Below are 12,510 nucleotides of genomic sequence, written 5' to 3' on the forward strand. Positions count from 1 at the left end.
CTCCTACGAAGAGCGGGGTGCTGCGTGCTTTCGATATGGCTTGAAGACGCGCCGCGCGGCACCGATGGCGGTGCCGCGTTGCGGGGTGGTCACTCCTTCGGCATCGGCTTCATCTGGTACTGCGCCGGCGGTGTGGCGCCGAGCAGGTACTGCACGAAGTAGTCCCAGCGGCGGCGGGCGACGTATGGGGTGAGGTCGGCGTAGCCGTGCTTGGCGTTGGGCAGCATCAGCATGTCGAAGTCCTTGTTGGCCTTGATCAAGGCATCGGCCACCAGCAGGGTGAGGTAGGGCGGCACGTTGTCGTCCAGGGTGCCGTGTACCAGCATCAGCCGGCCCTTGAGTTTGCCGGCGTGGTTGGCGTTGGCCTGGTCGTCGTAGTTGGAGCTCCCGTCTTTGTTGACGATGTGCTCGCCGTGATACTTCTCGGCCCAGTCGTCTTCGTAGCCGCGGTTGTCGTGGTTGCCGCTTTCCGACCAGGCCACCTTGAAGAAGTCCGGGTAGCGCAGCATCGCTGCGGTGGACGCATTGCCGCCGCCGGAATGGCCCCAGATGCCGACGCGGTCCAGATCGATCCATGGATGGCGCTGGCCGAGCTCCTTCAAGCCGGCCACCTGGTCGGGCAGGGTGTTGTCGCCCATGTTGGCGTACCAGGTGTCGTGGAAGGTCTTGGAGCGCCACGGCGTGCCCATGCCGTCGATGGCGACCACGATGAAGCCGAGTTCGGCCAGCGATTGATTGTCGCCGTGGCCGGCCAGGAAGCTGCGGCCGCGCACCGAGCCGGTCTGCGGACCGGGGTAGACGTAATCGATCACCGGGTATTTGCGCGTCGGGTCGAAATTGCTGGGCTTGAACATCAGCCCGTACAGCGTGGTCTTGCCGTCGCGCGCCTTGACCGTGATCGGTTCCGGCGGCACCCAGCCGGCGGCCTTGAGGCGGGTGATGTCGGCAGTGGCCATCGTGCTGACGGTGCGGCCGTCGCCGGCATCGCGCAGCAGCGTGACCGGCGGGGTGACCGAGGTGGAATAGGTGTCGACAAACCGTGCGCCATCCGGTGACAGCGCAATGCTGTGATCGGCTGCTTCGGGGGTGAGCAGTACCGGCTCGCCACCGTCCAGGCTCACTTTCCACAGCTGCTGGTAGTAGGGGTCCACGCCCGGGCTGCGGCCGACGCCGACAAACCATGCAGTGCGGCTCACCGGGTCCACGCGCAACAGCTCGGTGACGTTGCCTTCGCCGCTGGTGATGGCGCGCTTGGGTTTGCCGGTGGCCAGATCGTAGAGATACAACTGGCCCCAATCGCTGCGCTCGGAAAACCATACCGCTTCGTTGCTGGCTGGCAGATAGGCCCAGTTGGCGGCGACCTGGCCGCTTTCGTAATAGGTCTTGGCGGTTTCCTCAAACGCGGTGCGCACGGCGCCGGTGCCGGCATCGGCGATACGCAGCCAGGTCTGCTTGTGGAAGCGCGAGGTGGAGGCGAACGCCAGCGTCTTGCTGTCCGGCGCCCACTTCACGTCGTCCCACAGGCCCGGCGAGCAACTGACGTCGTCGCACAAGGTGGAGCGGTGCTGATCCGGCGGCAGCTTCAGACGCACCATGCTGCGCGTAGGCACGTCGATGATGACGCGCTCGATCATGGTCACGTCCTTGTCGCCGGCCAGCGGGTATTTCCAGGATTGCAGTTCCGGATGCCCGAGCTTGGTGCTGACCAGGTACATGTCGCCGGTCTTGCGCTGGTCCTGCTGGAAGGTGGCGATCTTTCGCGAATCCGGCGACCACGCCACGATGGCGTTGTCGCTGTGCTGCCAGCCGGCGTTGTCGGTGGCGTAGCCGAAATTTTCCACGCCGTCGCGGGTGAGCTGGGTTTCCTGGCCGCTGGCCAGATCGCGCACCCACAGGTTCCAGTTGCGGATGAAGGCTTCGCTGCGCTTGTCCGGCGATGCAACGCCGGGCTCCGACTTATCCTTTGCATACAGCTTGCTGCAGCGTGCGTGCGCATCGCACACCACGGTCGTGTCGCGCACGGTGAGGCGGTAGCGGCCGTCGGCAGTCAGTTTGACGGCCGGTGCAAACGTGTCGACCGTGAGCGGCGTGTCGCCGGTCTTGAGCAGCGTATTGAGCGCGGCGACCAGCGCAGACGTCTTGAACAGCGGCGCGGTCTTGCCGGTGGCGGTATCCAGCTGCAGCACGCGGTTGCCCTTGGCATCGTGATCGACATAGGCCACATGCGTGGCATCGAGCCAGGTGACGCGCGTGGGGGCATGGTCGAGCAGTGGTTGCGCGAGATGGTTGATCAGGCGTTCGGCGCGCGCGTAGTCGGCCTCGGTGACGCTGGGCGCTTGCGCGCTGGCGATGGCCGGTGACACAGCCAGCGCGAGGGTGGCGAGCAGGTGCCGCATCGGCAACGGGGTGGGCATGTAGGACTCTCCGGGACAAGGGCGCGCACGACCACGGTCAGCGCGACCGACCGATGCTATCGGCCGGGGGCGGGGCATGCCTCTGCCAGAAGTCGTGCCGGTGCACAGGCCAGTGCGCTGATGCATGCCGGCCAGGGCGGCATGGCAGGCGAGACATCGGCAGCGCCTGTCGCCGTGCGGGTGCCGGCCGGGTCGGCGGCGCCGCGCCGCAGTGCCGCAGTGCACGCAGCAATGGTGGCGATGCGACGCAACTGTGCGGCTTGCCAGCGTGTGCGCAGCGTGCACCGTGCGAGGTGGGGCGCCCGGTGCTTCGCATGGTGGGCGCCGTTGCAATCACGCGATGGCGCAGCCTGCCGCAGGCAAGGCGCAGGCAATGACCGCTGCTGCCGCGCTTGCCGGCCAGCACTTTACCGAGCTCACTTGCCCATGCAGCGCTTCCAGCGTTCGTTCACCCGCTGGGCGAACCACGCCGTGGTGAGGGTGCGGGTGATCTTGGGGCTTTCCAGGGTGATGCCGGGCAGCACCGCACGCGGCAAGGGCGCGCCGGCGGTGCGGTCGGCAAGGGCGAATACCTCGCGGTACAGCGAGGTGTCTTCGAACTCCAGCGTGTCGCCGGCCTCCAGGGCGCGACGGATCTGGCGGTCGTTCATTGCCAGCTGGCTGGCGAGCGCGCGTGCGGCGCGTTCGGTGCCGCCAGGTGCTTCCAGGCTGGCGCCGGGCGTGAGCAGGTCACCGTCCAGCGCAAGTGCGATGCCGCTGGCCTTGCTCAGCGCGGCCTGGAAGGCGGCGTTGCGGCTGGCGTACCAGCCGGCGTTGAAATCGGCGAAACGGTACAACAGCGCGTCGTAGGTGGCCGGGTACCCAAGCAGATGCAGGGTACCGAACCACAGCCCGCCACGGCGGCTGAACACCTCGTGGCGGACGGTGCTGTCGGGCGGGTACGGGTAACGCGCGGCGTGCTGCTCGGCAAAGGCGATGCTCACCTGCATCGGGCCGGCGGTGTGCACGGGGTTGAGGCCGTCGAACAGGCGCGCCCCCAGCGGCACGCTGCCGGTGAAGTCTTCGAAGATGCGGCTCAGCTCCTGCTCGGTGCGGGCGGCGGCGATACGCGTGGCGTAGCTGCGGCCGTCCGGCGAGGTGATGCGTAGCGCCGCATCGACCATGAAGGCGGGAATGTGGTGCGCGCCGGCGCGGCGATCGATTTCCGCGCGCGAGATCTTGCCCAGGTTGGGCACCGTGGGATTGGCCTGATAGGTGGACTCCTGCTCGGTGACCGCCAGCACCGCGCAGATGTGCTCGGCGCTGGTGTCCAGCGCCTGCGACGACAGCGCCACGTAGACATCGTTGGCCCAGCCGGCACGGTCGGGCAGGTTGGCTGGCAGGCGCCGTGCGATGTCGGCCTTGACCGTCTCCGGCGAGCGTTGCGGTGCGCGCGGCGCCTGGGTGGCGCAGGCCGACAGCAGGGCGATGGCCAGCAGCGTGAGCAGGCGGGGCAGGGGGCAGGTCACGGTGTCTCCAGGATCGATGGCAGCAATCGCCGTGGCGCAGTTTACGTGGCCGGGGTGTGGCGGTTTTCATGGCGCGCGAGGGGAGCGCGTGGCGGCCGGCGGTATCGCCGATGTCGATCGTGTCGGCTGACCGGCAGGACGCACCGCTTGCGCGCGCGGCCTGCAGCACCGCACGGCCGCCAACGACAACGGCGATACACCCTCCTCGGCTGTGCGCGGACGAGCCGGTGAGTGACCTCGATCTGCGCAGTGAACCTCGGGCGCCGTGCCCAGCGGGCCACCTGGTGTGCCACGGCCGTCCTGCGTGCGCAGGCCGCGCCCAACCGATTCATGCAGCCCGATTCAAGACGTGCGCAATGCGGCCGATAACGGGCTCGACCCAGCCGCGCGCTCACGTGACCTGCCGTGTCTGCCAGTCATCATTGCAGCCGCAAGACATCGAGTGCGCCGTGCAGGCGGCTCACCGGATTCCACCGCTGTCAGACCAAGGGAGTGCCCGAGATGCCGCAGCAAACAGCCAGCCAGGGCCAGGCCACGGGTCTTGCCATGTGTCTTGCCATGGGTGCGCTGCGCATGCGGTCTGGTCCGCCGCGAACGTGAGCACCGGTTGAGCAGGGCCGCGACCGCCTGGCGAGGTGTGCTCACCGCGTGCATGGTGCTGTTGTTCAGCGCACCGGCCTGGGCGCAACCGCAGCCGTGGAAGACCATCGAATCGGCCACGCTCGACGACCCGATGCAGGCCCTGCAGATCGCCCGGCAGGCGCTGCAGCGGGCGCGTGCCGATGGCGACAGCGATGCGCAGTTCTGGGCGCAGCTGGCGCAGGCCCGGGTGCTGATCTCCCTGGAAGACACCGACGCGCGACAGGCAGCGCTGGCGCAGGCGCGTGGCCTGCTGGACCAACTGCACGGCAATGCCGCGCAGGCGCGGCTGTGGCTGGAGATCGTGCAGGCGCTCAGCGACGTACGCGAAAATCCCAATCGCGGCATGGTGGCGCGGTTGAATGCCTTGCGGCAGCAGGCGCGCGCGCTGGGGCGCAGCGATCTGGTGTGCGAAGTCGAAGCCGTGGACATGTGGAGCATGCTGGCCTCCGGCAGCAGCGACGAGGCCTGGAGCGCTGCGCAGACCAGCTACCAGTGCGCCGCGCGCGAACATCAGCTGGGTCTGGAAATGGACGGGCTGACCCAGCTCGGGTCGTTGGCCAGCCGCGTGGCCGGCCGCGTTGCCGACGACACCGACGCGCAGGATTACCTGCAGCGTGCCCTGGCGCGTCTGCAGGGCCAGCCGGCGCGCTTCCAGCGCAGCCTGATCGAATACGAATACGGCACCTCGCTGGCGCAGCAGCAGCCGGCAGCGGCCTTGCTGCATTTCCGGCGCGCGCTGGCGCTCAGCCGCGAGCTGGGCGATCAGGCCGGCGTGGCGGCGGCGCTGACCAGCGCCAGCGAGGCATTGATCGACACCGGCGATGCCGCGGCGGCGCTGAGCATGGCGCGCGAGGCGCTGCCCTTGATGCAGACCCAGGGCAATGTCGGCCGGGTCGCCGCGTGCCACACGGTGCTGCTGCGGGCATTGATCGCGCTGAAGTCCGCCAGCCTGGGCAGCGCAATCATCGCTGCCAGGGACGCGGACGACCCGAACCTGACCCTGAGCCGGCGCGCAGAGCTGGTCGAGGCCATCGCCCAGGCACTGGCGGCCGAAGGCCGGCATGCCGAGGCATACCAGGAGCTGCAGCGTGCCAACGCACTGCGCGCGCAGAGCCTGGAGCGTCAGCGCGACACGGTGATGCTGCGCCTGCAGGCACGTTATGAAGATGCGCGCCGCGAGGCGGAAAATGCCGAGTTGCGCCGCCGTAGCGAAACCGCGCAGCTGGCATTGCAGGCGCGCGAAGCCGGCCAGCGCGCGCTGTGGATCGCGCTGTGCGCGGCCTGCCTGCTGTTGCTTGGGGCGCTGGTGGTGCTGGCCTTCGGGGCGCGGCATCGCCGGCAGCTGTCGCGGCTGGCCATGCGCGACGAACTCACCGGCCTGCCCAATCGCCGCGCCATCCGCGCCGAAGCGCAACAGCAGATCGAGCAGGCGTTGCGCGTGCACACTCCGTGCATGCTGGCCTTGATCGACCTGGACCACTTCAAGCTGATCAACGATGTGCACGGGCACGCCATCGGCGATGCGGTGCTCAAGGCCCTGGCCAGCGCCTCGACCCTGGCGCTGCGTGCGCAGGACCGCCTGGGCAGGCTGGGTGGCGAAGAATTCCTGCTGGTGCTGCCGGGCTGCAGGCCGGATGAAATTCCGGCGGTGTTTGCGCGCTTGCGCAATGCGGTAGCCGCGATCGAGATCCCCGGCCTGCCGGCAGAGCAGCCGGTGCGCTTCTGCATGGGGGCGGTAAGCGTGGCCCCGGCCACCGGGCTGGATGTGCTGCTCGGTCAGGCCGATCTGGCGCTGTATGCCGCCAAGACGGCCGGGCGCGATCAGTGGGCGGTGTGCTGAACATCTGCGGCAGGCCGGCCGTTGCACCACGCGCGCGGCGGCCGTGCGTCACGGGTCGAGGCCGATGCCTGCCCTGCGGGCCGCTGCGGTCAGCGCTGGGTCTGGACGCTCACGTACACCGCACGGCCATGAGCAGGCTCGCCGCTTGGGCAGGCGTCGCAGCGGCTCGCCGCCGCGGCAGCGTGTCACCGTGCAGGGCTGAAGCGTGCGTGCAGCGGCGGCACTCGCCTGTTGCGGACGGCGATGGCTGCTGCAGGCGGTCCTGACGGCCGCCATGTCAGCGTGGTGCGCGCAGATTGCGCACGCTGCGGGTAATGGTGCGGCTAGCGCCGGGCCGGCAACGTCGCGAGTACGCCATCCAGCGCCAACTGCGCACTGAACCCGGCCTTGGTCAGGCGCTTGCTCACTTCATTGGGCACATCGCGCCCACTGGTGAGCTTGTTGGGCGCGCCGGTGTAGTGAAACAGCCGCCCGCCTCGGCGCAGCACGCGTGCCAGCTGATCGTAGAAGACCTGCGAATACAGCTCGCCAGCAATGCCGAAGCGGGGCGGGTCATGCAGGATGGCATCGACCGAATCGTCGGCCAGCGTGGCGATGTGCTGCGCGACATCGGCATGCACCAGCTGCAGCCGCCCGCCGGCAGCGGCAGCCTCCGGATCCGGCGACCATGGGTTGAGCGTGCGCAGCCACAGCACGTCGGCGTTCTTTTCGAACGAGCGCACCTGCGCTACGCCTTCTTCCAGCGCGCAGGCTGCGAAGTAGCCCAGGCCGCCACAGGTGTCCAGCACGCTCTTGCCGCGCGGGTTGACCAGCGCCACCTTGCGCCGCGCATCCTCGAACGGCGAGAGTTGTGCCGACGGCAGCATCTTGATGCCGTCGATCTCGAAGGTGGGCGCGCCCCATTGGGTAGGCACCAGCTTGATCAGTGCGCTGTCGAAGCGCGAGATCGGCGCGAAATCGTCGCCATCCCAGAAATAGAGCGTGCGGTCCTTGAGCTTGCCCGGATACGGGTAGCCGCGGCCGCGCCATTGCCAGGTCTGCGCATCCAGCTGCGCGGTCCCTGTGCTGCGGCCCAGATCCAGCGACCCCGTCCACGCGGCGCGGCCGGCGCCACGCGCGGCCAGCAAGGCCTGGGCATCGGAAAGGGCGAGCAAGGGTCCGGAATAGTGGGGCACGGCAGGCAGGGACATGGAGGGCGGGCGCTGCGCGAGGCGGCGCGCAGAGGGCTGGCATCGTAACCGACCTGGTGCTTCCGGGCATGGCCTGGCAGGTTGGCGAGGAGGGCCAGCGTGAGAGAGACCACCGCCTGCATCCTGCGGGATCGCTGCGGTGCTGGCATGTGCCGGCCCGGGAGTTCACCGCTGCCGCGCAGTGCGCTGCACGGCTGCTGCCAATGCGTGCCCTGCCGCACCCGGCCGAACGCAGCGAGCACTGCGTGGTGCTTGCGCGCGGTTCCGCTGACACACCCCGCACCGCATACTGCGGGCCGTCCGTATCGATACCCGCATCGATCGGCGTCAACCGTGGAGTATCGGCAATGCTGAAGGGTGTGGTGTTGGGGTTCGCCTGTTACGCGGCCTATTCGATCAGCGATGCGTTCGTGAAGCTGCTCGAAGGCACCTTGCCGGTCTACGAGGTGTTGTTTCTCGGTGCCCTGCTGATGCTGCTGGCAGTGCCGTTCCTGAAGAAGCCCGACGATCAGCTGCGCGAGCTGGTGATGGCAAAACAGCCTGCACTGTGGCTGCTGCGCGCCTTCACCGGGGCCATCGGCAACCTTACCTCGGTGATCGCCTTCACCACCTTGCCGATGGCCGAAGCCTTTGCGTTGATCTTCCTGATGCCGATCTTCGTCACCGTGCTGTCGGTGATCTTCCTCAAGGAAGAAGTGCATTGGCGGCGGTGGTCGGCGGTGATCGTCGGCTTCATCGGCGTGCTGATCGTGCTGCGGCCGGGCTTTCGCCATCTCACCCATGGGCATGTGGCAGCGATCGTGTGCGGCCTGGTCGGCGCCATCTCGGTGATCACCTTGCGCATGGCCGGACATAGCGAAAAGCGCCTGACCTTGTATGGCGCCGGCGTGATCGGCCCATTGGTGATGGGCGGGATCATGATGCTGCCGAGCTTTGTGTGGCCCACGCTGTACCAATGGGGGTTGCTGGCCGGTTACGGCCTGCTGGCCGGGCTGGCCGCCATCTGCATGATGTACGCCACGCGGCTGGCACCGGTCAGCGTGGTGGCGCCCACGCAATACAGCCAGATGCTATGGGCGATCGCCTTCGGCTACCTGCTGTTTCACGATCATCTGGACTGGCCGATGGGCGTGGGCATCGCGCTGATCCTGGGCGCCGGCCTGTTCACCCTGGTGCGCGAGGAACAGGTTTCCAGGTGGTGGCGGCGGACCAAGATCGTTTGAGGGCGGGGATTGGGGATTCGGGATTGGGGATTCGTAAGAGCACCGCCAAAGGCGTTCGATCCACTGCTGTTCCGATTCCCTATTCCCTATTCCCGCCAGGCGGCAACGATGCGCCCATATTCGCCGCTGGCCTTGCTCAGATGCAGCCACTGATCGACATAGGCCTTCCAGCTTTGGTCGTCGCGCGGTAGCAGGAAGGCCTTTTCGCTGTATTGCAGGGGCTGCTCGGGGGCGATGGCGCACAGGCCCGGCAGCCGGGCCTGCTGGTACAGCGCTTCGGAGGCATCGGTGATCATCACGTCGGCGCGCTGATGCAGCAGCTCGTGGAAGATGGTGGTGTTGTCGGCAAACAGGCGCAGCTGCGCGCGTGGCAGGTCGCGCCGCGCAAAGGCTTCATTGGTGCCACCGGGCGGCTCGATCACGCGGACCTCGGGGCGATTGAGTTGCTCGATGGTGCGGTAGCGCTTGCGGTCTGCACACCGCACCAGCGGGATCTTGCCGTCCACGTCCAGCACCGCGCTGAAGCTTGCCTGGCGCTGCCGTTGCAATGTCACCGAAATCCCGCCCACCGCGATATCGCAGCGATCGGCCAGCAGGTCGGGCAGGAGCGTCGGCCAGCTGGTCTGCACGAATTGCACGCGCACCTGCAGGCTATCGGCCAGCGACTGCGCCAGCGCAATATCGCTGCCTTCGAAGCGGCCATCGGCGCGCAGCAGCGAGTACGGCCGGTAGTCGCCGGTGGTACAGACGCGCAGCACACCGGCCTGCAGTACCGCATCCAGGCGGGACGTGGGCGTGGCCGCCTGCGTGCTGCCGATGGTCATCAGCACGGCGAGAAGGACGCAGTAGCGCATGGCGTTGCCTCGGAGGTGAGTGCGCATGATAGCGGTGGCACGACCGGTGAGGCTGGCGTGCTGCGGAGCTTTGGTCGCCGGGCCGCTGTGCAGCGGTGACCTGCAGCACCGGCTGTCAGCGTCGATGAAAGGGGGAATGCGCTGCGGCTAGCGTGGTGCAGGAACACTGCGCTGGGCGGGACGCGTCAACAAGGCGTCACGAACGCCACCAGCCGGCTCACAGCCCGGTAGCACCGTGCGGCCTAGCGTTGTCGCTAACGTCAACCGCAAGGAGTCAGACATGCATCTCAATCCACGCACCGCGCGGCCTATGACCTCGTTCATGGCAGGTCTGTCGGCCCACGGCACACCGGACCCGGATACCAACGAGGAACAGACTCCTCTGGAAGAGCAGCCGCCGCAGAAAGGCGGCCTGCGCGATGAAGTTGGTGACCTTGAACAGGATGACGACCAGGCGCTGCCGGGACGTGTAGGCGGTGGGTTGGCTGGTGGTTGATGGATTGGTGAGTGCTTGAGTAGTGCGCGCGGTATGGATGTGTGGCGTGCGTTGAAATGTGCGGTTTCAGCTCTAGTGCATCGCATTGGAGCGTGTTGCACCGCTTTGAATGAATGCGATGGGATGTGCCAGCGTGATTGATGCTGCGTAATGTGCGTGACCGGTGCGGCGGCCGTACCCTCACCCCAACCCCTCTCCCGGTGGGAGAGGGGCTTTTCGCATTGCGGTTTTGCACAGTGTTGGCGATGGTTGGCCTGAGTGCCACTCGCTAGATGCGCAGGAGTTGGATTGCGCTAGCTAACGCTGGCTTGCACTCACGGCATCAGTTGGCTTGCACTATCTGCGTCGCGTCCGCCTGCATCACGCACGGCCATGCGAAGTTGCTTGACCATGTGGATCACCGCTGTGCCGATGCTTCTGCACGAACAACGAGACACATCGATCGGTACGCAAGTTGCTACGGAAACTGCACCTGACCCGGCTGGAAATACGCCGGATGGCTGCCGTCTTCATAGAGCGCGGGAATGGTATCCAGGATGGCCTTGCCGCGGATGTCGGTGATGCGGATGGAGAGGGGTTGATTGCCGAGCTGTTCGCCGAGGAAATGGTTGTAGTCCATCTTCTGCAGGCTCTTCCATGTGCTGCCTTGTTTGACCTCGAACTTGACCACCGGATAGGCGTGGTTGCGCACCTGGATCGCGGCCCACCAGCGTGAGCTGCCTTCCTTGATGCGGTACTGCACGTTGCCGCTCACCGGTGCGCGCACCACCTTCCAGCTGATCGGGATGCGCCCGTCCACCATGTTGCCGATCGCAGCGAACGCGTTGTGCGACAGATCCAGCCCACCGGAGGCGCCTTCCGGATAGAGATCGGTCACATAGACGGTGGTCTTGCCCTTGGGGCCGGTCACCTCCAGGTAGGCGCCGGCCAGCGCAGCCTTGACGCCGCCGAAGTTCAGCTGCGTCGGGTTGAGCGCGGTGATGAAGGCGGTGCTCGGGATCGGGTCCAGCAGCAGCGCGCCGCCGGAGTAGCCGGAGCCGGTATACGTGGCCGTGCCGGTGAAGGTGCCGTTCCAGGCGGTTGCCTTGCTCGCATCCTTCGTGCCGGCGGCCTTTGCCGAGGCAACCGACCCCGCTGCAGGGCCGATGCCCCACGCCTGATGCAGCACCTGCAGTTTGTCCGCACGCGGGCTGCCGTCCGGCCCGAGCAGACCACCGTTGTTGGCATTGCCCACCTCCCAGCGACCGAGAAATGCGCTGCGCATGCCACTGCCGGAGAGATAGCTGCTCAAGGCGGTCTGCCATGCAGCATCACGCGGATCGCCATCGCCCAGGCCGCCGCCGATGCTGACCGGGATCACCGCGTGGTCCACTGCGAACGTGCCGAAATCGCGTTGCCAGATTGCGGGCAGCAGCTGCGCAAAGTTGGGTGCCGCAAACGCCTCGGCCGCATCACGATCGGGCCCGGCCAGCTTCGGCATCAGTACCAGCTGCCGCGCCGGAATACGCAAGGGCACGCAGGCCAGCGGTTGCAGATTGCTGCCTGCGGCCTTGCGTGCGGTGTCGCTGCACACGGCGTTGCTGCCGACGCCTTCCACGCCCACCACCCAGCGCGGCGCCTGCGCAAGCACCGCTGTGGCGGCGCGCGAGGCTACGCGGTTCCAGTCCGACCCTGCGGCGCTTCCCGCCCAGGTCGCGTTGCGATAACCGCTGCTGCCAAGGTCCACGCCCATCACGCCGGCGTGGTTGCCGTAGCGGCGTGCGAGGGTGACCAGATCGCGTGTCCACGCCTGTGGATGGGTGCCCAGCTGCGGCGCCTCCTCGTCGCAGCCGCCATCGGCAAAGGCAAACAGCACCTGCATCCCGCGTTCGCTGCTGGCACGCACCACCGCATCGAGTAGTTGCAGGGAATTGAGCGCGTGCAATGCCGGGTCGCCGGCCACTGCCGCAGCGAGCACCGGCCTGCCGTGCAGCGCCGCTGCGCAAACGGGCAGGCGCACGGCGTTGATGTCGGACGCCTGCATCTGGTCCAGCAGCTGTGCCAGTGTGCGGCTGTGCAAGCCGGCCGCCACCAGCGTGCTGCGATCGAATCCCGGCCAGGTCACGCCGCGGAGCTGCAACACCCGCCCCTGCACATCGACAAGCTGCCCGCGCGAGTCGACCTGCATGGCCAGCGGTGTGACCGGGGCGAGCAACGCGAGGGCGAGCAGTAAGTGGGCGCGTGAGTGCATGTAAGTCTCCTGGGTGGTGGCTGCGCAGGAAACCAGCTAGTGCCCGCGCGGTCCGTGCGCCCAGTCAAGGAAGCGGGCGCGAGTGCGCCTGCCACACGAAGCGGACCGCCGCA

Annotated in this window: 8 protein-coding genes; 3 read left to right on the forward strand and 5 right to left on the reverse strand. The window is 67.5% G+C overall.

The window, feature by feature from the left end:
* Positions 1-89: 89 nt before the first annotated feature.
* A complete protein-coding gene (locus RZV17_RS03100) occupies positions 90-2,414 on the reverse strand; it encodes a DPP IV N-terminal domain-containing protein (RefSeq protein WP_355607159.1) in 2,325 nt (774 codons plus the stop codon).
* 416 nt (positions 2,415-2,830) lie between these two features.
* Positions 2,831-3,922 (reverse strand): DUF1615 domain-containing protein, encoded by a 1,092-nt coding sequence (locus RZV17_RS03105; protein ID WP_355607162.1) that lies wholly within the window; start codon positions 3,920-3,922, stop codon positions 2,831-2,833.
* A 652-nt stretch (positions 3,923-4,574) separates the two neighbouring features.
* Between RZV17_RS03105 and RZV17_RS03110 the strand changes: the two genes are divergently transcribed.
* Positions 4,575-6,404, forward strand: a complete 1,830-nt coding sequence (locus RZV17_RS03110) for a GGDEF domain-containing protein (protein WP_355609141.1) — start codon at positions 4,575-4,577, stop codon at positions 6,402-6,404.
* Positions 6,405-6,727: 323 nt separating this feature from the next.
* Here the strand turns inward: RZV17_RS03110 and RZV17_RS03115 are convergent, their stop codons facing one another.
* Positions 6,728-7,594: an SAM-dependent methyltransferase gene (locus RZV17_RS03115; protein WP_355607165.1), complete on the reverse strand. Its 867-nt coding sequence runs from the start codon at positions 7,592-7,594 to the stop codon at positions 6,728-6,730.
* Between the two features lie 347 nt (positions 7,595-7,941).
* Between RZV17_RS03115 and RZV17_RS03120 the strand changes: the two genes are divergently transcribed.
* A complete protein-coding gene (locus tag RZV17_RS03120) occupies positions 7,942-8,817 on the forward strand; it encodes a DMT family transporter (RefSeq protein WP_104579194.1) in 876 nt (291 codons plus the stop codon).
* 86 nt (positions 8,818-8,903) lie between these two features.
* Here RZV17_RS03120 and RZV17_RS03125 read toward each other — a convergent pair whose 3' ends face one another.
* Entirely contained in the window at positions 8,904-9,671 is a 768-nt protein-coding gene (locus RZV17_RS03125) for a transporter substrate-binding domain-containing protein (RefSeq protein ID WP_047697268.1), read from the reverse strand.
* Between the two features lie 280 nt (positions 9,672-9,951).
* On the opposite strand from RZV17_RS03125, the gene RZV17_RS03130 reads away from it, so the two are divergent.
* Positions 9,952-10,167 carry a hypothetical protein gene (locus RZV17_RS03130; protein WP_166743769.1) on the forward strand — a complete coding sequence of 72 codons (216 nt, stop codon included), beginning with the start codon at positions 9,952-9,954 and terminating at the stop codon, positions 10,165-10,167.
* Positions 10,168-10,624: 457 nt separating this feature from the next.
* On the opposite strand, the gene RZV17_RS03135 is transcribed toward RZV17_RS03130, so the two are convergent.
* Positions 10,625-12,397, reverse strand: coding sequence for an expansin EXLX1 family cellulose-binding protein (locus RZV17_RS03135; RefSeq protein ID WP_104579191.1), 1,773 nt, complete (start codon positions 12,395-12,397; stop codon positions 10,625-10,627).
* Positions 12,398-12,510: the final 113 nt, after the last annotated feature.

The organism is Xanthomonas cannabis (assembly GCF_040616535.1).
Taxonomy (GTDB): domain Bacteria; phylum Pseudomonadota; class Gammaproteobacteria; order Xanthomonadales; family Xanthomonadaceae; genus Xanthomonas; species Xanthomonas cannabis.